Origin of the sequence: Zwartia vadi (assembly GCF_030410375.1) — a bacterium.
In the GTDB taxonomy this organism is placed as follows: domain Bacteria; phylum Pseudomonadota; class Gammaproteobacteria; order Burkholderiales; family Burkholderiaceae_B; genus Zwartia; species Zwartia vadi.
In genome coordinates this window covers 94868-118753 of record NZ_JAUHHE010000013.1, presented here as the reverse complement: position 1 = coordinate 118753, position 23886 = coordinate 94868, and the positions used below count along the sequence as shown (strand labels likewise).

21 protein-coding genes are annotated in these 23886 nt (G+C 51.3%); 13 read left to right on the top strand and 8 right to left on the bottom strand.

All coding sequences use genetic code 11. The features are described from left to right. The first annotated feature begins 199 nt into the window (after positions 1 to 199). On the top strand, positions 200 to 943 hold the full coding sequence (locus QWY27_RS12215) for a sensor histidine kinase (protein ID WP_290198656.1): 744 nt from the start codon (positions 200 to 202) through the stop codon (positions 941 to 943). Positions 944 to 1057: 114 nt separating this feature from the next. Further along, entirely contained in the window at positions 1058 to 1816 is a 759-nt protein-coding gene (locus tag QWY27_RS12210) for a transporter (RefSeq protein WP_290198655.1), read from the top strand. A 9-nt stretch (positions 1817 to 1825) separates the two neighbouring features. Here QWY27_RS12210 and QWY27_RS12205 read toward each other — a convergent pair whose 3' ends face one another. Both QWY27_RS12205 and QWY27_RS12200 read right to left on the bottom strand, forming a co-directional pair. Further along, complete coding sequence (locus QWY27_RS12205) at positions 1826 to 2233, bottom strand: winged helix-turn-helix domain-containing protein (protein ID WP_290198654.1); 408 nt, start codon at positions 2231 to 2233, stop codon at positions 1826 to 1828. A gap of 12 nt (positions 2234 to 2245) precedes the next feature. Further along, entirely contained in the window at positions 2246 to 3583 is a 1338-nt protein-coding gene (locus tag QWY27_RS12200) for a ferredoxin reductase family protein (protein WP_290198653.1), read from the bottom strand. Between the two features lie 123 nt (positions 3584 to 3706). On the opposite strand from QWY27_RS12200, the gene QWY27_RS12195 reads away from it, so the two are divergent. The 4 genes from QWY27_RS12195 to gdhA all read left to right on the top strand — a co-directional run bounded on the left by QWY27_RS12195 (position 3707) and on the right by gdhA (position 8394). Further along, complete coding sequence (locus QWY27_RS12195) at positions 3707 to 4687, top strand: Bug family tripartite tricarboxylate transporter substrate binding protein (protein WP_290198652.1); 981 nt, start codon at positions 3707 to 3709, stop codon at positions 4685 to 4687. 36 nt (positions 4688 to 4723) lie between these two features. Further along, entirely contained in the window at positions 4724 to 5611 is an 888-nt protein-coding gene (locus QWY27_RS12190; protein ID WP_290198650.1) for an HpcH/HpaI aldolase/citrate lyase family protein, read from the top strand. An 8-nt stretch (positions 5612 to 5619) separates the two neighbouring features. After that, positions 5620 to 6858, top strand: coding sequence for a CaiB/BaiF CoA transferase family protein (locus QWY27_RS12185; RefSeq protein WP_290198649.1), 1239 nt, complete (start codon positions 5620 to 5622; stop codon positions 6856 to 6858). A gap of 192 nt (positions 6859 to 7050) precedes the next feature. Next, a complete protein-coding gene (gene gdhA / locus QWY27_RS12180; protein WP_290198648.1) occupies positions 7051 to 8394 on the top strand; it encodes an NADP-specific glutamate dehydrogenase in 1344 nt (447 codons plus the stop codon). A gap of 45 nt (positions 8395 to 8439) precedes the next feature. On the opposite strand, the gene QWY27_RS12175 is transcribed toward gdhA, so the two are convergent. After that, positions 8440 to 9693: an MFS transporter gene (locus QWY27_RS12175; protein ID WP_290198647.1), complete on the bottom strand. Its 1254-nt coding sequence runs from the start codon at positions 9691 to 9693 to the stop codon at positions 8440 to 8442. A gap of 109 nt (positions 9694 to 9802) precedes the next feature. On the opposite strand from QWY27_RS12175, the gene QWY27_RS12170 reads away from it, so the two are divergent. After that, a complete protein-coding gene (locus QWY27_RS12170; RefSeq protein WP_290198646.1) occupies positions 9803 to 11074 on the top strand; it encodes a M20/M25/M40 family metallo-hydrolase in 1272 nt (423 codons plus the stop codon). Between the two features lie 29 nt (positions 11075 to 11103). Here QWY27_RS12170 and QWY27_RS12165 read toward each other — a convergent pair whose 3' ends face one another. The 3 genes from QWY27_RS12165 to QWY27_RS12155 form a co-directional block, all read right to left on the bottom strand. Further along, on the bottom strand, positions 11104 to 12126 hold the full coding sequence (locus QWY27_RS12165; RefSeq protein WP_290198644.1) for a M14 family metallopeptidase: 1023 nt from the start codon (positions 12124 to 12126) through the stop codon (positions 11104 to 11106). A 101-nt stretch (positions 12127 to 12227) separates the two neighbouring features. Next, positions 12228 to 13193, bottom strand: coding sequence for a Bug family tripartite tricarboxylate transporter substrate binding protein (locus QWY27_RS12160; protein WP_290198643.1), 966 nt, complete (start codon positions 13191 to 13193; stop codon positions 12228 to 12230). A 67-nt stretch (positions 13194 to 13260) separates the two neighbouring features. Then, entirely contained in the window at positions 13261 to 14268 is a 1008-nt protein-coding gene (locus QWY27_RS12155; protein ID WP_290198642.1) for a quinone oxidoreductase family protein, read from the bottom strand. A 225-nt stretch (positions 14269 to 14493) separates the two neighbouring features. On the opposite strand from QWY27_RS12155, the gene QWY27_RS12150 reads away from it, so the two are divergent. From QWY27_RS12150 to QWY27_RS12125, 6 genes are all read left to right on the top strand, one after another. Further along, a complete protein-coding gene (locus QWY27_RS12150) occupies positions 14494 to 15465 on the top strand; it encodes a TRAP transporter substrate-binding protein (RefSeq protein WP_290198641.1) in 972 nt (323 codons plus the stop codon). A gap of 3 nt (positions 15466 to 15468) precedes the next feature. Further along, entirely contained in the window at positions 15469 to 15978 is a 510-nt protein-coding gene (locus tag QWY27_RS12145; RefSeq protein ID WP_290198640.1) for a TRAP transporter small permease, read from the top strand. Next, complete coding sequence (locus QWY27_RS12140) at positions 15971 to 17272, top strand: TRAP transporter large permease (protein ID WP_290198639.1); 1302 nt, start codon at positions 15971 to 15973, stop codon at positions 17270 to 17272. Before QWY27_RS12145 ends, QWY27_RS12140 begins: the two co-directional genes overlap by 8 nt. A gap of 81 nt (positions 17273 to 17353) precedes the next feature. Next, positions 17354 to 19231 (top strand): DUF294 nucleotidyltransferase-like domain-containing protein, encoded by a 1878-nt coding sequence (locus QWY27_RS12135; protein ID WP_290198638.1) that lies wholly within the window; start codon positions 17354 to 17356, stop codon positions 19229 to 19231. Then, entirely contained in the window at positions 19221 to 19880 is a 660-nt protein-coding gene (locus QWY27_RS12130) for a 3'-5' exonuclease (RefSeq protein ID WP_290198637.1), read from the top strand. The genes QWY27_RS12135 and QWY27_RS12130 overlap by 11 nt, the downstream gene beginning before the upstream one ends. A gap of 49 nt (positions 19881 to 19929) precedes the next feature. Further along, positions 19930 to 20934, top strand: a complete 1005-nt coding sequence (locus QWY27_RS12125) for a YeeE/YedE family protein (protein WP_290198636.1) — start codon at positions 19930 to 19932, stop codon at positions 20932 to 20934. Positions 20935 to 20938: 4 nt separating this feature from the next. On the opposite strand, the gene QWY27_RS12120 is transcribed toward QWY27_RS12125, so the two are convergent. Together QWY27_RS12120 and QWY27_RS12115 are read right to left on the bottom strand one after the other, a co-directional pair. Next, complete coding sequence (locus QWY27_RS12120; protein WP_290198635.1) at positions 20939 to 22147, bottom strand: MFS transporter; 1209 nt, start codon at positions 22145 to 22147, stop codon at positions 20939 to 20941. Positions 22148 to 22167: 20 nt separating this feature from the next. Continuing rightward, complete coding sequence (locus QWY27_RS12115) at positions 22168 to 23886, bottom strand: SulP family inorganic anion transporter (RefSeq protein ID WP_290198634.1); 1719 nt, start codon at positions 23884 to 23886, stop codon at positions 22168 to 22170.

Here is a 23886-nt window from a genome sequence, read left to right as displayed (position 1 = left end):
GCCTTTTGTAGCCTCCGCCACCTGCTAAGTAATCATGAACTACTGATCTTTTAAATTCCTTTTCGTACTTCGCCATGAAAAACACCCCAAGAGTTGGATGGGTGTCCAACTTTTGGGGTGCAGTTCAGATTTACAGTTGGCTTTTTCGCGCAGTAAAAACAAATCCCTTGAGGAGATCCTTGAGGAAAAAAATTCTTTGATGCGTACATTGTCATTGTCCGCGAAAGCCAATAGCATGGGAACGATGCTTGGAGCGATCGCGCATGAGATCAACCAACCCTTGGGCGCGATTCGCCTGAATACGGAATTGCTGTTGGCGCTAAATAAGCGCGCTGGTGATCGAGACGGTTTTCAAGAATACCTTGAGCATATTTTGCAAGATAATGCGCGAGCGGCGGTTGTTGTATCCAGCCTACGCAGTTTTTTTGTCAAAGGTTCCAGCGAGTTTGTGACGCTTGATCTGAGTGCTTTAGTGTCTGACGCTCACCATATCCTCATGCCTGAGGCCCGATTGCACGGGGTACAACTCGATGCCGCGATTGAGTCAGACTTATTAGTCAAAGCTGATCAAAATCAGCTCCAAATGGTCATACTAAATCTTGTTAACAATGCGATGGATGCCGTAAGAGGCCTATCTGGCGAGAAGAGTATTTTTATTCACGCATTCCGCCGAGGCAATCGGGCGGTATTAGAGGTGAGTGATAACGGTCCCGGTGTCCCTCAAGAGCGAGTCGCGACAATTTTTGAATTATTCAATACCACCAAAGAAAAAGGCATGGGTATGGGACTTTGGTTGAGTCGCGCGATCCTGGACTCTCACGAAGGCACAATCAAGTTATTGAGCGGTCCGCACAATCAGACTCTGTTTCAGGTGTCGCTTCCGGTTTTGTCTGGCGTGAGCGAGCAAGATTCTTCTTTGAATCGGCCCGCACAAGACAGGTAATTTGGGGTGATTTAATTTTCTTTATTGCGATTGGATAAAAATCGTATTTAAATTTTGGAGCTTACTTTGACTTGTCGTATTTCATTGAAACATTGTGTGTTGATGATTGTAGCCATGTCTCTCGCAACGAGTGTGCGAGCGCAATCAGGTTCAGGAGAATCGGATCTGGCCGCTAAACTCACCAACCCTGTAGCCAATCTTATCTCCGTTCCCTTTCAGTTTAATTATGATCGCGGGTTGGGTTTGGACGGTAAAGGTTCCTCGACGAGTTATATTTTCCAGCCGGTTGTTCCTTTGACATTAAACCCTCGTTGGAATTACATCGTGCGTCCGGTGATCTCCGCTGCGACACAAAACGATGTGAATGGCTTCAGTGGAACAGGAGTCGGTCCGGCTGTCATCGAAACCTTTTTTTCGCCAAACACCCCCGGTCCGTTTATTTGGGGTGTAGGGCCTGTGGTCTCAACTCCCTCGATGTCAGGTAATCGATTCGGAACTGCGCAAACAGGTGCCGGATTGAGTGCCGTCGGTCTTTACATGAAAGAGCCCTGGACTGTCGGGATGTTGGCTTATCAGACGTGGAGTGTTGGTGGTTCAGATGTGGCGGGTACCGCTAACAATACCTATTGGCAGCCGTTTGTGTCTTATGTGACAAAGAATGCCTGGACTTATACCCTGAATACACAGTCGACATTTAACTGGGATACGCGTCGTGCTCAAAACCCGATGAATGCCACCGTATCGAAGCTTGTGATGTTCGACAAAATGCCTGTATCTTTTTCAATCGGTGCGCGCTATTACTTATCTAGTGTACCGGGAGGTCCATCGGGATGGGGCGGACGTGCGAGTGTGACCTTTATTTTTCCCAAGTAAATCGTACCGTCAAAGATCACTTGTGCTTGTGCGAATTTTTTCTTTGAGTGACTGAAGGAGCGAGGCGGATTGTGTTTCGGCCTGTTGCTCTATGCTGCGGTACAGTCGAACGACTTCTTGCCCCGTTTCTGTCAAAGCAGTGCCTCCTCCTTGAGTGCCACCGGTCGCGGCGTGTACAACGGGGTCTTTGAAATACTGGTTCATCTGGTCAACAAGTAGCCAGGCGCGACGGTAGGACATGCCGAGCTGACGACCCGCAGCCGAGATCGAGCCGGTCTCGTCAATCGCTTCCAGTATCGCTATTTTCCCGGGACCAATAGCGATTGCCTCACCATATTTGATGCGTAATCTGAATTGTGCAACGACTGTCGGATTTGTTTCAGTCACGTCGAGATTTTTTGTATTTTTTTTGTGCATGTTTGCAGTCACTCAACGCATTTCAAAGAGTTCTTGGTGAAAACGATGGTCGGGCACGCCAAGTTCTTTTAGTCCTTTTTTAATGGACTCTCCAAAACCAGAGGCGCCGCAGAACCAGACAGTGCGATCTTGCAGATCAGGGATGACGCCGCGTATAGTTTGTGCGGTGACAGGAGGGTGTCGACCGCTCACAGAAAGATGGAGATTAACGTTTGCTTTGTTTGCCAACTCTGCAACGTAGTCAATCAGCGCTTGATCGGAGTCGCGAGCGCTGTAAAAAAGAGTGATTCTCTCTTTGTGTTGATCTGGTTCGTGGGCAAGTTTTTCAAGACGAGATAAGAAGGGCGTGATGCCGATTCCGCCTGCGATCCAGACTTGCGGACCAGGGTAATCAGAGAAATCAAACTTTCCATAGGGGCCTTCTACAGTCACTGGATCGCCTACTTTAAGCGTTCGGCTAAGGGTGCGGGTGTAATCACCGAGTTGCTTGATGTGAAAGCTGAGGCGTGCATCATTTTTCCAGCTTGAAGACAGCGTAAAGGGGTGATGACCCTCTTTTTGATGAAAGGTGACAAAAGCAAATTGACCTTCTTTGTGTCCTTCCCAGGGCGTGGTGAGCGTGACTTCCACTTGTGTGACTTTGCCGTCAGCATGGAGTGTGATTTCGCTGATTCGACCGGATGCTCGATGGGTGACGCCTATCCGTTGCAAAAGTGATGCACATGCTGCGGGAGGACCCAAGACTAGCAGGGCGCCAACCAGCACCCCGATTGGCGTTTGCCAATCCATTTTGCCAAAAAGTATGAGTGTGTGAAAGGCAAGGATCAGGTAGATCACGGCCAGAATACGATGCGTTTTAAAAAAGTAGCGATAAGGAAATTTTTTCCATAGTGCAAGCACAGCCAACGCTATCAGGGCGTATAGCGCCCATTCACCTAAGTCTTCCGCCAGATTTTCCAGAGGTTTGAAAAAATTAGTATGCTGAAAAAAATCACGCGTGCCAGCCGGTGTTTTAAAAGCGGACTGTTCATATACACCCAGCTCAACCAGCCATTTGTATTTTTTGCTGAGCCAATGGGCCAGCGCGAATAATGCTGCTGTGATCCCCAGCCATTTATGCAGCCGGTAGTGTTTGTCGAGCCCGCCGAGCCAATTCTCGATCATTCTCAATCGCATGGCGAGAATCATGCCGAGAGTCATGGCGAAAAAGGACATGATTCCTGTGTAGTAGAGTACTGATTTGCGCAGTGCCCAAGGCTCAAGTGTGCGTTCAACATCTGAGAGGCTGAGCCAATACAGCAGTGTGCACAGCAACATCAGAACAACAAATATCCACTTAATTTTTTTCATGCTAACAGTAAAAGTCTAGACTTTATGTTCATTGGGGTTGGTGTGAGGCAACTTGATACTAGTATATTAGGGGAGTATTTGAAGTACTACATAAAAAAACCAATCGTGTAAATGGAGACAACCATGATTCGTCGCAAAGTTTTAGCAAGCTTATTGGCAGTGTTAGGCACTGTCAGCATGGGCTCAACGCTCGCACAAGGTACGGTCAGCTTCACTAAGCCGATCAAACTTGTCGTACCTTTCGCGCCTGGCGGAACATCGGATATTTTGGCGCGCATGATCGCGCCCAAATTATCCACCTCACTCAAGCAGACGGTTGTTGTTGAAAATCGTCCGGGTGCAGCAGGTAATCTAGGCGCCTCAATCGTTGCAAAGTCTGATCCCGACGGCCATACCCTGTTGCTCATGGATCTTTCCTCGCTTGCCGTGGCTCCGCATCTTTACACGACACTGACTTACAACCCTGTCAAGGATTTAGCGCCAGTCTCGATGATCAGCTTTTCCCCCTATCTGTTGGCCGTGAATCCAAAACTAGGTGTCAAAACGCTGGCCGAGTTGCTTGCCTTTGGAAAGAGCAATCCCGGCAAATTAATTTTTGCCCACTCCGGAGTGGGTTCTGGCAATCAAATTGTCGGACTTGAGCTCGCCAAACACTGGGGAGTTGATTGGGTTACAGTTCCGTACAAAGGTGGTTCCGCCGCGATCAACGCGGTGCTGTCCGGCGAATCCAACGTGATTGTAAATGGATCGACGGCGACCTTGCCCTATGTCAAAAACGGGCAGATTGTCGCGCTTGCAGTGAGCGGAGATAAGCGGCTGGAGTCCTTGCCGAGTGTACCGACTTTTGGTGAGTTGAAGATGCCTGCCGCTCAAAGCGGAAGTTGGCAGGGTGTCTTGGTTGCTTCGGGTACACCTGCTCCAGTGGTTGCCAAACTGAATGCTGAAATCAATGCGATTTTGAAGGACCCTGAGGTTCTCTCAAGAATCGCTGCCCAGGGCGCAACGCCCGTTCCGATGACGCCGCAGGCATTGGCAAAGTGGATGCAGGAGTCTTCAGTCGATTTTGGCAAAGTTATTCGTGAAAACAACTTGAAGATCGAATAAATCCGTCCATAATTAAAGGTTTTCTAGGAGCTGTTTATGTCGTCATTGGTGAAACCGATTCGAACTTGGCTGTTTGCGCCGGGTATGGATGCGCGCAAATGCGAGAAAGCCTTGCAATCTGCGGCAGATGCGTTGATTCTTGATCTTGAGGATGCTGTCGCCCTTTCAGAAAAACCGAAAGCTCGATTGATGCTCAATCAACTCGTCAAATCGGTTTCACCCGATCGTCAGGTTTATGTGCGCGTCAATGACTTTATGACGGGCATGACTGCCGAGGATATGCGTGCAGTTTGTACGGGTGGCATTGCCGGGATCGTGCTGCCCAAGGCTGAGTCGGCGGAAATGGTTCGGATTGCAAGCGCCATGATTGACGAGTTGTCTCGCTCAGAAGGTTTGCCTCATGGGCAAATCACGCTTTGTGGCATTCTTGAGACTGCGCGAGGGGTGTTACGTGCCGAGGAGATCGCCTTTGCTGGCGGACGTTTATCCACGCTGATGTTTGGTGCGGGCGACTTTACCGGTGACTTGGGTATTCCAACCTCTAACATCGGGCCGCATGTGGTGAACGCAAAGATACAGACTGCGCTGGCTTGTCGTGCTGCAGGGATCCGGCCACCTGTTGATACGGTATTTTTTGATGTCACTGACACTGAGGGATATGAGGCTGATTGCCTTCAGGCGAAGGGATTGGGTTTCCAAGGCAAACTAGTTATCCATCCTAATCAGATTGCGACGGCAAATGCGGTGTTCTCACCCTCGCCTGATGAAATCGCCTATGCAAAACTGGTTGTGGATAGTTTTACTCGAGCAGAGGCTGAGGGTGTTGGCGCGATTCGCGTCGAAGGCAAACTCATCGACTACGCCATGGTCAAAAATTCCCAGAAACTTCTGGACGTTGCACGCGCCTTGAAACTTGCTGAATAAGAATGACGATGTCTGACGCTCTAAATCCCTCCTCAAAAAATCAATCATCCTCATCACCCGAAGCGCCTCTACCTCTCGAAGGTATTCGGGTGCTTGATTGTGCCCGACTGGTCGCGGGAGGTTGCATTGGTACCTTGCTTGGCGACTTTGGCGCCGAAGTGGTCAAAATCGAGGCGCCTGGCAAGGGTGATCCTCTGCGCGGTTGGGCTGTAGAGAAAAAAGAATTTTGGTGGAAGGTTTACGCCCGCAATAAAAAAAGTATGACGTTGAATCTTGCCGTTCAGGAGGGTAGAGATATCCTGCTGGAGATGATCCCGCATTTTGATGTGATGATCGAGGGATTTGTCCCCGGCAAGCTGGAAAGTTGGGACTTGTCACCTGAGCGGTTACTCGAAATCAATCCGGGTCTTGTGCTCGTCAGGGCTTCTGGCTGGGGTCAAACGGGACCGTATAGCTCGCGTCCGGGTTTTGGGACCTTGATCGAGTCGATGAGTGGTTTTGCAAATATGACAGGCATGCCGGATGGCCCCCCTACGTTACCTCCACTCCCACTGGCGGATATGACGACCGCACTATATGGGACTTCAGCCACGATGTTCGCCCTGTTTTACCGTGAACGACATGGCGGAAAAGGGCAGGTGATCGACCTCTCGATCTATGAGTCCATGATTTCGATTCTAGGACCTGCAGCGGCTGAGTATCAGCATTGCGGCGTAATTCAGCAGCGTCGCGGCAATCGCGCGCCGACCAATGCACCGCGCAACACTTATCGTAGTGCTGATGGGAAATGGATTGCGATGTCTGCTGCCACCCAATCGATGGCTGAAAAGACGATGCGAGCGATCGGGCGTCCGGACATGATTGACGATCCGCGTTTTAAAACAAACGAGCAACGTATCATCAACGTTGAGGCGCTCGATGAGGCGCTACAAAGTGAAATCGGCAAACATAGTCAAAGTGAAATGTTGGCCAGATTTCATCAGGCGGGCGTGACCGCAGCACCTGTCTACGACATTGAGCAATTGTTGGCCGATGAACATGTACAGAAGCGTGAAGTCATCGTCGAAGTGCCTGACGAGGAGATGGGTACCGTCAAAATGCACAACATCATCCCGCGACTTTCCGGGACTCCCGGACAAATCCGTTCGACTGGTCCAAGCTTGAATCAGCATGGGGATGAGGTATTGCGCTCCATTGGTTTCACTGAGGAACGCATTGCGGCAGCCAAAGCAAAGGGCTTGTTTTAGCTTCTTTTTACCGGCCCAAAAGGTACTTTTTTGGTGCGTATTTTTGCACCAAGATAGTGCTTTTTTGTCGTTTTTATTAAAAATGTTCGTTTTACTCGTTTTTTTGCTTTAAAAGCGTGCAAATCTGATTATTTTTTGCACTATATTCACGCGTTGCCAAAATTTCTTTTATTCACTCATTTGGAGCGCTTAATGAAAGCCCAGAGCCAAGCAGACTTTATCAAACAAGTCGAAAGCCGTGATCCTCACCAACCTGAATACATGCAAGCGGTGAGAGAGGTGATGGGCAGTCTTTGGCCTTTCGTCAAAAAGAACCCCAAATACGCTCAATATGGCTTGTTGCAGCGTCTGGTTGAACCCGAGCGTTTGATTCAGTTTCGCGTCTCTTGGGTAGACGACCAAGGCGTTGTTCGAGTCAATCGCGCCTTCCGTGTCCAGCACAGCTCAGCCATCGGACCTTACAAGGGTGGCATGCGTTTCCACCCCTCGGTGAACATGTCGATTCTGAAGTTCCTGGCATTCGAACAGACTCTTAAAAACTCTCTGACGACACTACCCATGGGGGGCGGAAAAGGCGGTTCTGACTTTGATCCCAAAGGCAAGTCAGACATGGAAGTGATGCGCTTTTGCCAGGCGTTGATCACAGAGCTTTACCGTCATTTGGGTCCTGATACCGATGTCCCTGCTGGCGACATGGGTGTGGGCGCGCGCGAAGTCGGCTTTATGGCTGGCATGATGAAAAAACTCTCCAACTCGAATGGCTCGGTCTTCACCGGCAAGGGCCTGAGCTTTGGTGGAAGCTTGATACGTCCTGAGGCAACGGGCTATGGCACCGTGTATTTTGCGCAGGAAATGTTGGCCCGTCAGGGCAAGGGCTTCGAGGGCATGCGCGTTTCTGTATCCGGCAGCGGTAACGTGGCTCAGTACGCCATTGAAAAAGCAATGGCCTTTGGTGCCAAGGTCGTGACTGTGTCTGATTCTACGGGCACGGTTGTTGATGAAGCGGGTTTCAACAAGGCAAAACTTGCAGCGTTGATGCACCTGAAAAACGTGGAGCGCGGCAGCTTGAAGTCTTTTGCAGCACGCTTTAAGTTGAAGTTCGAAGCAGGTAAGCGTCCCTGGCATGTGCCAGTTGATATCGCGCTGCCTTGCGCCACACAAAATGAACTCGACATCAAAGATGCCAAGATGTTGATCAAAAATGGTGTCCAGTGCGTGGCTGAAGGTGCGAATATGCCTGCGACACTCGATGCCGCCCATGCTTTCATCGCCGCGGGTGTGTTGTATGCGCCAGGCAAGGCCAGCAACGCGGGTGGCGTGGCGGTATCGGGACTCGAGATGAGCCAAAACGCCTTGAGACTGTCCTGGGATCGTGACGAGGTCGATCGTCGCCTGCACACGATCATGTGCAATATTCATGAAAACTGCGTGCGCTATGGTCGTGCCGCCAACAAGCAGATCAACTATCTCGATGGTGCCAATATCGCTGGTTTTGTGAAGGTTGCCGATGCGATGCTTGAGCAGGGCGTTTATTAATTATTAATTTTAATTGTCTTATTCAAACGAGTGACTCCGCGAGGATCACTCGTTTTTTTGTACCAGTCGCGTCCACCAAAGCCCCCGAACCACGCTGCTCGAGAGCAGTATGGTTGCGATCAGCATGACAGAGCATAAACAGATCAAGTGAAAGCCCTGCAGAAATGCTGCTTCTTGGCTGAGCCCCGCATCCAGGGCGTTTAGACGACTTTGCTCAAGCAACCAGAGCCACAGCAAAGCAGCACTCACGACTCCGATTGTGCGTGTAAAAACGGTCAGGCCACCGGCTACCCCGCGCGCTTGTACAGGCAATGTTCTGAGGACCCAATCCGAGTAAGACACCTGAAATAATCCCAGGCCTGCGCCATGCAAAAAGACGGCGATAAAAATCAGAGTCAAAGAAATTTCGAGTGACCACAGGCGCGTGAGAGCGAGTCCCAGAACACATATCCAACCCGCGAGAAAAGCTGTTCGGTTCGTGCCCAGATGTAAGGCGATTTGGGCGGCGAGCGCCGAGCCAATCAAAGTACCTGATGCCCAGACTGCCAGGACAGACCCAGATTCGGCAGGTCCCCAGTGTGCGACTTGCGAGAGGTAATACGGGACGAGCAAGGGAATGGTGAAGCTCGCCATTTGTACGGTCACGCTGATGACGTTAATCCAGACAAAGGTCGGAGTGGTTTTAAAAATCTTAAAGAGTAAAAAAATAGTTGAAGACCCACCCGAGCGCGTTGAGATTGTCGCAGGGCGATGACGGAGTCGCGACTGAATCAGTGGTAGCGCTGTGAGGGCGAGTAGAGCCAAGGGCACGCGAAACCAGTACACACCAGGCCAGCCCATCCAGGCGATGCTTAGACCCCCTGCAAGCGGTGCGACCAGGCTGGCAATCGAGGTCATGCTGCCATAGGCTGATAGGGCACGTGTGCGTTCGTGCTCTGCATACAAAAAAGTGACAAGAGCGGGCGCGCAAGAAAGTGTGAGCGCCATACTGATGCCTTGCAACACGCGAGCGAAGACGAGCCAGAGATAGGTCGGCGCGAGGGCGCAGAGCGTGAGCGCCACAGTACCCATCAGCAGTCCAAGTCTAAAGACCCTGAGATGACCGATACGATCGCCAACAGCCCCAAATCCGATGACAAGCACGCCATAGGTGAGAACATAGCTGAGCGGTATCCAGCGAATCGCCTGCGTATCCAGATCGAACGCACGTGTAATGGCAGGAAAGGCAACATTGACAGAAAAATCCAGCGGCGCAATGGATGCACCAAGTCCGACAATGAGGAGAGCGAGAATGTTCAAAAAAATCTCTTCTGGCAAGAGGTCTTGCCACAACGCTTCTACGTTAAGCTAAAGTGTATAGATTACATTTTCAACATGATAGCCCTCGACGTAAGGGTTTAGTGAAGCAATGCGCAAAATAGAAATCGCTCAACTTTTTCCTCAGGCGCAAAGCCTGTTCGATGCTTTGCGTGCAGGCAGCCTTGACCCGGTGCGCGGAGGGGTAACTCGGGACACGTACGGACCGGGTGAGGCCTTTGCCCACGACTTATTGTCTAAACATGCTGCGGCCATCGGTTTAGAGGTTAAGCAAGATTACATGTGCAACACCTACATGGTACTGCCGGGTCAGGATCGCAGTTTGCCGGCGATTGTGATTGGTTCTCATCTTGACTCTGTCGCGGGGGGCGGTAATTTCGACGGCGCTGCCGGCGTGGTGTCGGGCTTGATTGCCTTGCAGGCGCTCAAGCAAGCCGATATTGAGTTGCCTTGCGATGTCATGGTGATGGGTGTACGGGCTGAAGAGAGTATTTGGTTTCAGGTCTCCTACATTGGCAGTCGCGGTGCGCTGGGCCTGTTGCAGCCTGAGGCATTGGAGGCGCGCAGAATTGATACCGGCCGGACCCTGGCTGAGCATTTGACTGAGGCGGGAGGTGATCCTGAGGCGGTCAAGCGCGGAGATCGTTTTTTATCGACTCAAAATGTCCGTGCCTTTATGGAAGTTCACATCGAACAGGCGCCAAGTCTGGCTCTGACAGGTTTTCCGATTGCAATCGGGACAGGGGTGCCGGGTAATTTTCGTTATCCAAGCATCCGAATCACGGGCGAGTACGGCCATGTTGGACTGGGACGCCGCTTTAGACATGATGCCTCACTCGCCGGTGCGGATCTTGCCCTTGGACTGGACAGGATTTGGGCGCGGTGGGAGCGTGAGGGCCGATTGATGGCCTGCACGAATGGAGAGTTTTATACAAACTCCGAGCGCCACGGCTTAACGGTTGTTCCGGGCGAATTCAATATGAGTCTCGATGTGAGAGCGTATTGCCAAGCCGACTTGCAAGAGCTGGAGTCGGACTTTCTTGCGCTCGTAGATGAGGTGCAAAGACAGCGAGGCGTCTCGATCGACTTGGGGCCACGCGCCAGTGCACAGGTTGCTCAGGCCGATCCGCTTTTGACACAGCAACTCCGAGACTGTGCACAGTTCTTGTCTGTGCCTGTTTGTGATTTGCCGAGTCCGGCATCGCATGATTCCGCAGCCTTTTGTGCGGCGGGTATTCCCTTCGGTTTTCTCTTTATTCGTAATCCAAACGGTAGCCATCACCCTGACGAGGCGATGGCTACCGAGGACTTTATGTTGGCTACGGAAGTTTTGACCCAATGGCTGCTCGCTCAAAGCTTGTGACCTCACGCGCCATCAGCAGATTAATTGTATTAGAGCCCAAGACGTCCTCCAGCGCGAGCCAGATAAAACCACTCTTGGCCGGGTTGAGACTTAATATTGGGAAACACAATCAAGCAATCTTGTTCTGCCCGTAATACGGTGCCGTCTGCGCGCGTACCGATGACTTCGCCTTTTGCGATCGGGTCAAAGCTTTTCCAGACTTTTGCGAAGCTGTCATTTAAATCAAAGCGATCGTACACATCATATAAACCCAACACTTGGACATCCCGGGCGACTGGCGGGGTTGATCCTTCTATCAGTCCAAGATAAATCATGGTGTTGATGATCGCCTGATAAGCAACCTCTCGTCCACCCGGATCATCATGCTGGCTGCACTCAAGAGTGATTGACCAGCCCCCTGTTGAACGCATGTACTCTGTCGTGCCGATGCCATAACGTGTATCGACATCCACATCCTTAGCGTTAAAGCGTCCGGCTTTGACTTGCTCTGCGCGCCGTTGGATGCCTTTGGCATAGGTTTCTAGCCAGCCATAGACAAAGCGCGAACAGCCCAGTCTTTGTACGAGTGCTTCTTCGATCTCGGCCTGTGCAAAGGGCTCAAGAGAATCGTTATTATTTTTCGGACCAAACAGCGCAAAAGGCTGATCACCACTCTGAAAGGAATGCAGGTCGAGCAGGCCGTCGTGTTCGGCTAAAAGCGGACAAAGCCAATTTGCGATGTGATCTTCGTATTGGACAGGTGTATCCGTAGGGATCAATCGACGATTGAGGTTGCGATCGCCATTGCGACGTTGTAAGCGATAGGCTTTGGGATTGGTGACGGGTACGAAGGTCACGGCACCGCGCTTGAGTTTGAGTGAACCTTCCTGAAACTCTTTGACGATGCGTTCGATAGCAAAGGTTCCGCAGGTTTCATTCCCGTGTACGGCTGCAGTCACAATCAGGCGAGGACCATTGAGAGGGCTTTCCAGTCGAATCGCTTGGAAAGGACGCTCTAGGTCGAGCGACACTTGTTCGGGCATGGACGTCAATTGAGCGGAGGGTAGAGACATCTTTGAAGCCTTGTAAAAGTATTGAATAGATTGATTTTAGAGTGATAAAGGGCCGCTTAAGAGCGGCCCTTTTCATGTAAATCTCAAAGCGTGAATAGAGCTTACTCAGCCTTGATGTTTGCATCCTTGACTGTCTTGCCCCACTTGGCCAGGTCGGACTTGATACGGTCTGCGGATTGTTGAGGCGTAAAGTCCATAGGCTCGTAACCTTCACGCTTGATTGCCGCGATGACGGCAGGATCTTTCATGATGTTGCTGAGTGCAGGCACGAGTGTGTCCATGACGTTTTTGGGCAAACCGGCAGGTCCCACAATTCCAAACCAAATTGTCGCGTCAAAGCCCGGAAAACCGGATTCAGCCATGGTGGGAACATTTGGAAACATCGAACTACGCTTGCTGGCTGTGTCGGCTAAAGCAACAAGTTTGCCTGACTGGATTTGCGCAGCGGCTGATCCCAGGGAGGAGAACAGGAATGGCACATGACCGCCAAGCAATTCAGTGATGGCGGGATTGCCGCCTTTGTATGGGATATGCGCAATATCAAGCTTGGCTGCAGCTTTGAATTGCTCGCCCGCGAGATGGCCCACACCGCCCACGCCCGAGGTCCCGTAACTCCATTTTTGCGGATCTTTTTTCGCTAATTCGACGAGAGACTTCATGTCCTTGGCCGGTGATGTCGGGAGCACCACCACAACAACGCCACCTTCGCCGATCATCGAGATCGGTGTGAAGTCCTTGATCGGGTCATAGCCCATTTTTTTCATGTTGGGCAAAATGGTCATGGGACCAGAGTCTGTGATGTGCAGGGTATAGCCGTCCGGGGCTGCCTTGGAGGTGAAATCCGCGGCAACTGAAGCACCCGCACCTGGCTTGTACTCAATGATGATGGGCTGCTTGAGCACCTTAGACAATTGATCCGAGATAGGACGGATAAGTTTGTCCGCCGCACCGCCGGGGGCGTAGCCCACCACCATGCGGATAGGTTTTTCAGGGTATTGAGCCATTGCCATTGGGCTGAATACCGACAGGGCGACCGCACCCGCCAATACTGATTTGATTAAACGCATATGAATCTCCTGATTGTTATTGAAAAGTTTATTCGGGCGAGTGCCAATCCCCGAGACTGCTGAAATATTACTGATGTTTATACAGTGCGTCTGGAATCAACACAATCGCACCCTGCGTGCTTCGGCTCTCAAGCAGGCGATGCGATTCGCTTGCTTGGCTCAGAGGCAAAACGGTTTCAATATCCAGGCGGATTGTTGGATCACCCAGGATTTCAAAAGCTTCTTTACTCATTGCCAGCATCTCTGCGCGGTCTGCGACATAGGTTTTCAAGGTAGGTCGACAGACCCAAAGAGATTTGCTGTGCAGGTCTTGCAATTTAAAGCCCTCGACTTGTCCAGATGCCGTGCCGTAGTTCACAACCAATCCACGGGAAGCCAGGCATTTCACTGAGCCGTCGAACGTGTCTTTACCGACAGAGTCGAATACCACGCTGACCCCTTTGCCCTGCGTGATGCGCATGACTTCGGCAACAAAGTCCTGTGTACGGTAGTTGATCGCATAGTCTGCACCAAGTTTGAGCGCAGTATTGATTTTGGCGTCGCTACCCGCTGTGGCGATGACGATTAAGCCCAAGCGTTTTGCCCACTGCACCAAAATTTGACCCACTCCGCCGGCTGCGGCGTGCACCAAAATCCATGTGCCGGGCTTGAGGGGGCGCATTTGTTTGAGTAAATATTGCGAGGTGAGGGTGCGCACCAACCCCGCAGCGACGCGCACATCGTCGAGTGCCTCAGGGACTGGTATGACGCGCTCGGCCGGGAGGGCAACATGGGTGCAATAGCTCCCAACTCCGGCATTTGTATAGGTGGCTTTATCCCCGACCTTGAGATCGTGAACGTTGCTGCCAACCGCTTTGATACGCCCCACGCCACTCACCCCTGGTATAAAAGGCGGAGTGGGGTTATGGGAGTGCGGTTGCCCTGCGCGTAAATAGATGTCCACAAAATTGACGGCCACGGCGGTTTGCTCGATCACAACCTCATCTGCACCAGGAACGGGCATGGAAATGGGCTGAGCCTTCAGAACATCGGGGCCGCCAATGGCGGTCACAAAAACTGCGAATGGGTTGGACATGAATGCTGATCCTGATAACAATACAAAGACGGGCTACTTTACAGACACACCCTGCCTTCAGTCAAAAGGGTCGACACCCTAGGTATTTACCCTGAAATGGGTGATACTTGATTGTGACAATTCGCGGTCACGCATACACTCATCGTGCTTTGATAGAGTGTGACTCTGTCAACTGAACAACTATGGTCGATTCGTCGACTGATTCTCTCGCTCAAGGACACCCTCATGCGTAAAACTGTATCTTTGCTTGCCGGCGCGCTGATCGCCTCGGCTGGTTTTTCGGCCCAGGCCCAAACCAAATGGGACTTGCCCTCGGCGTATTCGCCCACAAATTTCCACGTTGAAAACTTAGTCGAGTTTTCCAAAGACGTGGCACAGGCCTCAAAAGGCAAGTTGAATATTACTGTTCACGCCAATGCCTCTTTGTACAAGGCGCCCGAGATCAAGCGCGCCGTGCAGGGCAATCAGGCTCAGCTTGGCGAAATCTTGCTGGTGAACTTCGCGAACGAAGATCCCATTTATGAACTAGATGGCTTGCCATTCCTGGTGTCAAGCTACGCGGGCGCGAAAAAACTCGCTGATATTCAAAAGCCATACCTGGAAAAGAAGTTGGCTTCGCAAGGCATGATGTTGCTGTTTACAGTGCCGTGGCCCCCACAGGGTATTTTCACAAACCGCGATCTGAATTCAGTTGCCGACATGAAGGGTTTGAAGTGGCGCGCTTATAGTCCCGCGACTTCCAAGATCGCTGAATTGGTCGGTGCACAACCTGTGACGATCCAGGCTGCCGAACTTTCGCAGGCCATGGCGACTGGTGTCATCGACTCCTATATGTCATCCAGCGCTACGGGTGTTGATACAAAGACCTATGAGTACATCAAGAAGTTTTACGATAATCAGGCTTGGATCCCCAAGAATGCAATCTTGATGAACAAGAAAGCCTTTGATGCTTTGGATGCCGATACCAAAAAAGCTGTTCTGGAAGCAGGCGCCCGTGCTGAAGCGCGAGGCTGGAAGATTTCAGAAGCCAAAACCAACGAGTACAAGGCTGCCTGGACCAAGAATGGCGGACAAATCATTACTCCTAGCCCTGAGTTGACTAAGGGTTTGAATGAAGTGGGTCAGAAGATGCTGGCTGACTACCTCAAGAAGTCTGGTAAAGATGGTCAGGCTATTGTTGACGCTTTGAAAAAATAATCGATGCGACGTTTTCTTGATGGTCTGTATTCCGCCGCCGAGTTTTTGGCGGCGGTTTCTTTAATTGGTGTCCTGCTGACGGTGCTCCTGAGCATCGTCAGTAGGCAATTTACTTTCCACGTCTCAGGACTCGACGCCTATGCTGGCTATTTGATGGCTTCAGCAGGGTTTTTTGCGTTGGCCTCGACTTTGCGTCATGGCGAACATATCCGTGTGACGATCCTCCTCAATGCATTGTCTCCTGGTGGGCAACGCCGTCTCGATATCGGTGCGATGGTTGTCGGACTTGCTGTTGCGATCACGCTCGCGTTTTTTAGCTCCAAACTGGTGATGGACTCATTCACGTTTAATGATATTTCTACCAGCAATGATGCGACGCCTCTCTGGATTCCACAGCTCTCTATGGCCGCTGGCAATATTCTGTTTGTGATCGCTTTCGTTGATTTGTTGGTGGCACGCATCCGTGGGCAAGGTTTGTTGATCGATTCACAGGAGCCACAGCGCAATGAATGATATTTTGATTGTCACGCTGTTGGTCGTGTCGCTTTTTGGCTTTCTGGCTGGAGGCGTCTGGGTTGGTTTGACGCTAGCGGGCACAGCCTGGATTGGCATGGAGTTGTTCTCCACCCGTCCCGCTGGCGACGCGATGGCCATTACGATTTGGGGAGCTTCTTCGAGCTGGACGCTCACTGCGCTCCCGTTATTTTTGTGGATGGGCGAGATCTTATTTCGAACCCGGCTCTCTCAGGATTTGTTCACAGGTCTCGCGCCCTGGCTCAATAAATTGCCAGGTCGCTTGCTCCATACAAACGTGATTGGTTGCGCGATTTTCGCTGCGGTGTCGGGCTCTTCTGCCGCAACCTGCGCAACAATCGGCAAAATGACCCTTCCCGAGCTTAAAAAGCGGGGCTATCCCGATGACATGGTGATCGGTACGCTAGCAGGTGCCGGTACGCTTGGTTTGCTCATACCACCTTCGATCATCATGATCGTGTATGGCGTGGCGGCTGAGGTATCGATTGCCAAGCTTTTCATCGCCGGGATCTTGCCAGGTATTTTTCTGGCTATTCTGTTTATGGGGTACATCATGTTTTGGGCGTGGCGCAATCCCTCCCAAGTACCCCAGGCCGACGAGGAAATGTCTTTTCGTCAAAAGGTCTATCAGTCCCGTAGTTTGATTCCGGTTCTTCTGTTGATTGCAAGCGTGTTGGGGTCTATTTACAGCGGGATTGCCACAGCGACTGAAGCGGCAGCAATCGGTGTGGTGGGCTCCTTGGTGATCTCTGCGTTTCAGGGCTCTCTAAACTGGACGACTTTCAAAGGCTCTCTTACAGGTGCGACCCGTTTATATTGCATGATTGCACTGATTCTCGCGGGCGCTCAGTTCTTGACGCTTTCAATGGGATACATTGGTTTGCCTCGTGCTTTGGCTGAATGGATAGGCAGTTTGGGCCTGTCCCAATTCTGGCTAGTGATCGTCTTGATGGTGTTCTTCGTGATTTTGGGGTGTTTCTTGGACGGTATTTCCATGGTTGTACTGACCATGGGTGTTTTATTGCCAACCGTTCAGGCCGCCGGTATCGACCTCATTTGGTTTGGTATTTTTATTGTGTTTGTCGTTGAGATGGCTCAGCTCACTCCACCTGTAGGCTTTAACTTGTTTGTGCTTGCAGGCATGACCAAACGCGATTTGCCTTATATCGCCCGAGTATCATCGCCTTTGTTCTTTTTGATGGTGTTTGCTGTGTTGGTACTTTATTTTGTGCCTGAATTGGCGACATTACTCCCGCAACACATGAAGTTGTAAGATACTTCATTCACCGCAAGCCTCTTGCCGAGGTTTGCGGTCCAGTGCTCAGGACGCCACAGACTTCAATGGAGGCTTGCGATGACTTCACCTAGCCTGGTTCAAAATCTCCGCCAACAGGTGATGCAACGATTGCCATTTTCTCAAATGGCAATCGAGGATGTTGATTTTTTCCTGACATCATCCTCTGAAGCATATTTCGCTCCTGACGAAGTCATCTTGTCGCCTGCAGACGGACCGCCTAGAGATCTCTATTTGATTCGACAGGGGCGTGTATCTGGTAAACGAGTCAACCCGGGCTTGGTCGAAACGGTCTTCGAGATGGAGCCTGGCGATTTATTTTCTCTCAGTGCGAGTTTGGCTGCACGGCCTGTAGCGGCTACTTATACCGCGGTGACGGATTGTTTTTGTTTGCTGTTGCCAGCAGCTGCGTTGCAGGAGCTCTTGGGTCGTTCGCAAATATTTCGAGACTTCTCTAATAACCGTGTCTGGATGTTGCTTGAGCAATCCAGGCAGGCCATGCGTAATAGTGTTGCATCCAAAGCTTTACACGAACAATCTCTAGAGAGCCGACTCGGCGATTTGATTCGACGTGTCCCGATCGTGACGCATCCACAAACTTCTTTGCGGGAGGCATTGACGCTTGTTCATGAAAAACAAGTCGGATCGGTCTTGATCACCGAGGACGGTCACGAGATTTTGGGTATTTTGACGCGAGACGATGTGTTGAGTCGCGTGACCTTGGCAGGCATCAGTCTTGATACGCCCATCTGTGAGGTGATGTCTAAAAATGTCAAAACACTGACTGTCGATGATACCGCTGAGGAAGCCGCCGTTATGATGTCGCGGTTTCGCATCCGTCATGTGCCTGTTTTGGACCAGGGCCGGATTGTGGGCTGTATCTCTGAGCGCGATCTGTTTTCTTTACAAAGGCTTTCGTTCGATACGATCAGTTCTTCGATCAGAATGGCGGAGGATGTTGCCGCGCTCCAAGACTGTGCCTCGAACATTCGCAAGTTTGCGCGCAGCTTGTTAGGCCAAGGCGTCAAGGCTCGGCAACTGACCTTTTTAATTAGTCATCTCAATGATGTATTGACTTCGCGTTTGGTGATTTTATTGGCGCATCAGCATGGGTTGGACCTCGATGATTTTGCCTGGATCGCCCTGGGCTCGGAAGGTCGCAGCGAACAAACCATTGCAACTGATCAGGATAATGCGCTGATATATGTGGACCGGGCCGATGCGACGATCAAAGATCGGTATTTGAATTTTGCGCGCGAGGTCAATGTCGCCCTGGATGCTTGTGGTTATCCGCTTTGCAAGGGCAACATCATGGCGAGTAATCCGACGCTTTGTTTAACGCAACAGGAATGGCGCAATCGCTTTGCTCACTGGGTTGAACATGGGCATCCTGAGGACCTGCTCAATGCGGGAATATTTTTTGATTTCAGGTCGCTTGTAGGTAACGATCAACTGTTGAAGGAACTTCGCACCGAGGTCACCGAGTGGGCCGCCGCTAAACCCAGATTTTTAAAGTTGATGGCTGAGTCTGCGCTGCGTAACAGTGTGCCGCTCAATTGGCTGGGGAGTCTTGACACTAAAAAAATTGACGATAAGCAGGTGATCGATCTGAAAATGCAGGGTACGGCGATTGTGGTCGAGGTCGCGCGTATATACGCATTGGCCAATCGGATCGAGTCCCTCAACACGCAGGAGCGTCTGGCTGCATTGGGTAGAGTTGCTGGAGTACCCAAAAAAGAAAGCTCAGCGTGGATTGCAGCATTTCAGTACCTTCAGACGTTGCGTCTTGCCATTCAGTTGGACGGTGGCATGATTGGGGATAATCCTAATGCTTTGAATGTGGATACATTGAATGCAGTCGACCGCACTATTTTAAAGGGGTCCCTGGCGCGTATTCGCTCTCTGCAGCAACGTCTAGAGCTTGATTATGTTCGCTGAGCTCAAGCGCCGCGCGCGTGCACTTTTTGATCGGACCTCCGAGGATCGAAGTCTTTCTCAGCGTTGGATCATGCTTGATGTTGAGACAACGGGGCTCGATCCGAAAAACGATCAGCTTTTGGCTATCGCTGCAGTCGCACTACGCTACACACCCTCTAGCGCTCGCCTGGAGCTTATGATTGGTGATAGTTTTGAAATTGTTTTGCGTCAGGCCCGGCCTTCCACTAAAGATAATATTCTGATTCATCATATCGGCGTGCAGGCGCAAACAGAAGGGTGCGCACCCGAAGAGGCGCTTGAACAATTCAGAGCCTGGGCGAACGGCTCGCCCTTGCTGGCGTTTCATGCAGCGTTTGATGCCGCGATGATTGAACGGGCGTTTCGGCGTTATCAGTTGCCCCCCTTGGTAAACGAATGGCTCGATATCGAGCCCATTGCGCGTGTGGTGGGTGGCAACAGTAAAGCGCGGGCGTTGGATGATTGGTTGACACACTTCGAAATCGAATGTGCAGTTCGGCATCAGGCGGCGTCCGATGCGTTTGCCACAGCTGAGTTATTACTGCGTTTGTGGCCTGCAGTGCGTAAAGAAGCTCAAACCTGGAAACAGCTCCGCACACTGGCGCGCCATGCAGCCTGGGTCCCGCAATGAGAGGGCGCCCGGGTAAAATTCCTCAAAACACATTGGGAATACAGGCGTCATGAATGTTCAGGAAATATTGATTTGGTCGGGGCTCGCGATTGGTCTGGCGTTTGGTGCCACCGGACAATATTCGGGATTTTGTTTGAATCGCGCGTTCAAAGAGTACTGGCAGTCCGGTGCGTTGCATAAGGCGCAGTCTTTCGTATTGGCGCTTGGCGTAGCGATCATTGGCACACAAGCCCTGGCGCACTTTGAGATGATTGACCTAAGTAAATCCATCTACCGTGGGCCCACTTTTTCATGGTTGTTGGTATTTGTTGGGGGGGGGCTGTTCGGTTACGGGATGATGCTGGCCAACGGATGTGGTGCCCGCACGCTCGTGTTGTGCGCACAGGGTAACCTGCGCTCTCTTGTTGTGTTGCTCTGCCTTGGGATTTCGGCCTATATGACCTTGACGGGTGTATTTGGTCCGTTGCGTATGGTCTTGGCCCAGACGACAGCCGTTTCCGGCGGAAGTATTGCCGACCTGCCTGTGATCGCTCAGGGCTGGGTGGTCAGTCTGTTACTGCTTGGTTTGTTCGCATTCAGTTTTTGGAAGCTGAACTTGCTTCGTCATAAAAGAGACTTGTTTGCTGGCTTCGTGATGGGTCTTTTAATTGTGGCTGGCTGGTTTTCAACGGGCTGGTTGGCCTTCGATGAGTTTGAGCCTGTCAATCTGGTCTCCCTGACCTTTGTCGCACCGATTGGCGAAACAATCCAGTACGCGATGATCGCGACTGGCATGAAGCTGAGCTTCGGGGTTTCGGCTGTATTAGGTGTCTTGTTGGGTTCTTTCTTGATTGCCTGGTTGCGCAAAGGTTTGCATCTACAGGGATTTAGTTCGCCACGCGAGATGCTGCGCTATATCGTGGGTGGCGTATCCATGGGGGTGGGTGGCTCTCTGGCTTTAGGCTGCTCAATCGGTCAGGGACTGACGGGCTTATCGACACTCGCGTTGAGCTCAGTTGTCGCGGTGGCGGGCATCTTGTTGGGCGCCCGCCTAGGCTTTCATCGTAGCCGTTGATTCGTCAGGTGGAAAGAGCTTGAAGCTTTTTTTCCTGCTCTTGTTTAAAGCGTAACCAGATGAGGGCGACACCCATGAGTGCAACGGGGAACAGCGAGGCGAAGTTCAGAATATCCCAGCCTGATGTCGTGACCAGAGCGCCTGAGCTAAACGAAGTGATTGCCATCGTTGCAAAGACAAAGAAGTTGACAATGCCTTGAGCTTTGTCTTTTTCTTCGGGTCTATAAGCCGTCATGGCCAAACTTGTTGCGCCAGTGAAAAGGAAGTTCCAACCGACGCCCAGAATAAAGGACGACAACAAGAACTGATAAACCTCCACGCCAGAGAGCGCGATTATGATGCAAACAAAGTTCAGCACGATACCCAGAATCATAATTCTGTAGGTCCCAAACTTTTTGATCAAGGATCCAGTGAAAAAGCCGGGAGCGAACATTCCGATGACGTGCCATTGAAGCACTAGGGCCGCATCTGAGAAGGGTAGGCCACAGACTTTCATGGCAAGCGGGGTTGCTGCCATGAGCAAGTTCATGACGCCATAGCCCAGCGCGGAACTGATCGCGGCCACCATGAAAACAGGTTGCTTGAGGAGTTCAAGGGTACTGCGTCCGGCGGGGAGGACCTTTTTCACAGCTACTTCATCCGGAAAATGAATGAAGTGCATGACAATCAGCCCGAGAATGCCCGCGGCAGTCAGTGTTAAATAGGCACCCAGAAAAGGGGTGTCGAAAGTGTCTTTGGTCAAGGCCGCGAGGTTCGGACCCGCAACAGCACCCAGAATACCTCCAGCCAACACCCATGAAATAGCCTTGTCTCTGAGGCTGACGTGTGTGAGTTCAGCCGCGGCAAATCGATAAAGTTGACCGTTTGCGCTGTAGTAACCCGCGACAAAGGTGCCGAAGGTCAAAAGCCAAAAGTTTTTTGAATAGGCTGCATAACCGCAAATGAGCGAAGACAGCACGGCAACCAACAAGCCGAGTTGAAAAGATTTTTGTCTGCCGTATTTTTTTTGTGTACGTGCAACGATTCCGGTTGAAAGCGCTCCACCGACCACATAACCCATGATGGGCAAGGTGGCCATCCAGGTGATGTTAGTCAAGCTTAGGCCGACTAGGCCATTGATCGCGACAAACGTAATGTTGTTGGTGAGAAAGATGCCCTGACACAAAATCAGCAACACCAGATTCTTATTAAATAACCGCGGCGAATTTTCCATGAATCTGATTAAAGCACATACTAAGCGTTGATAATTTCAGGACAGAGATGCTGCACCGCACGATAATTTGTCAAAAATACTTGTCCGCTGAGATGTTTCAGAAAGTCTGATTTCTCAAGACGATCCATGACAGGGCCCTTGACCTCGGAGAGATGCAGGCAGATACCCGATTCGCGCAAACGCTTTTCTATGGCTTCGAGACTTTCCAGCGCGCTGGCATCAATGTCATTAATCGCCGAACACTGCAGGACAACATGTTTAAGTTGTGGGTTTTCAGCAACCTCGGCGTTTAGGCGATCCTCGATATTGCGAGCGTTGGCGAAGTACAGGCTCTCGTCAATGCGCAGGCACAAGACGGTTGGACTGGTCCGCACGTCGTGGCGCAAGACGTTGCGAAAGTGTTCCGTTCCCGGGACAAGACCTACTGTTGCGATATGAGGTTGGCTACTGTTGTACAAGTGCATGGCCAGAGACAATACAACGCCTGTGACCAGACCGAGCTCCACACCGAGAACAAGGGTTGCAATCAAGGTTGTGGTGACAGCGGCGAAATCTTTTTTGGAAAACTGCCAGGTGTGTCTGAAAATGCTGAAGTCCACCAGCGACAACACGGCCACGATAATTGTTGCGGCAAGTGTTGCCTGGGGCAAATAAAACAAGGCAGGCGTAAGCAGTAACGAGGCGAGGGTGATGCCGGCGGCAGTAAATAAGCCTGCAGCAGGTGTGCGGGCGCCACTGTCTGCGTTGACGACCGAACGCGCAAAGCCTCCCGTTACAGGAAACCCACCGGTTAAAGACGCTGAAACATTACATGCACCGAGTGCGACAAGTTCTTGATTGGGTTCAATGCGTTCACGACGTCTGGCGGCAAGTGTTTGTCCCACCGAGACCGACTCCACAAACCCAACGATACTGATTAACAGAGCCGGTACAAATAAATCCTGCCAAAGCTTGAGATCCCAAAGCGGTGCTGTCAGTGGGGGAAGGCCCTGTGGCACGGTGCCGACAACTTTTAACCCCATGTCAGGCCAATTGAGTTGCCAAGCAAGAATCGTCGTCACGAAGATGGCGAGTACGGGACCCGCTTTGGTGATGATGTCTGCTGCAAGCTTATTTAATCCAAAATTGAGCAACAAAGGCTTGAGCCTTTGTCTCACCCAAAATAAAAAGGCTGTCACGAGCACGCCAACAAGCAGTGTCAGCACATTTGTGCTGGGAATTTGCTGGATCAATGACCAAATGAGCGCAAAAAAATTGTCTCCCGAAGCCTGAACACCCATCAGTGTTTTGAGTTGACTGGCAGCAATCAGCAGGCCTGAAGCGGAAATAAAACCAGAGACAACGGAGTGGCTTAAAAAATTAGCCAGAAAACCCAGCCTGAGGAATCCCATCAGCAAGAGTAACGCGCCGGATATGAACGCCAGTGTCAGCGCGATTTGCCAATAACTGTGCACGCCTAGCGCAGCTTGCTCGCCAACGGCTGCGGCGGTCATCAAAGAGACGACCGCAACCGGGCCGACAGCCAGAACGCGACTTGTTCCGAGTAACGTGTATAAAACGAGCGGAGCAACGCTGGCGTATAAGCCAACTTCGGGAGGCAAGCCCGCCAGCATCGCATAGGCAAGACTTTGCGGGATCAGCATGATGGTGACGATCAATGCCGCGACCAGATCGCCGACAAGCTGTTCCCGATCGTATTGAGTGCCCCAGTGAAGAATCGGCAGGGTCGGCAGTTTCAT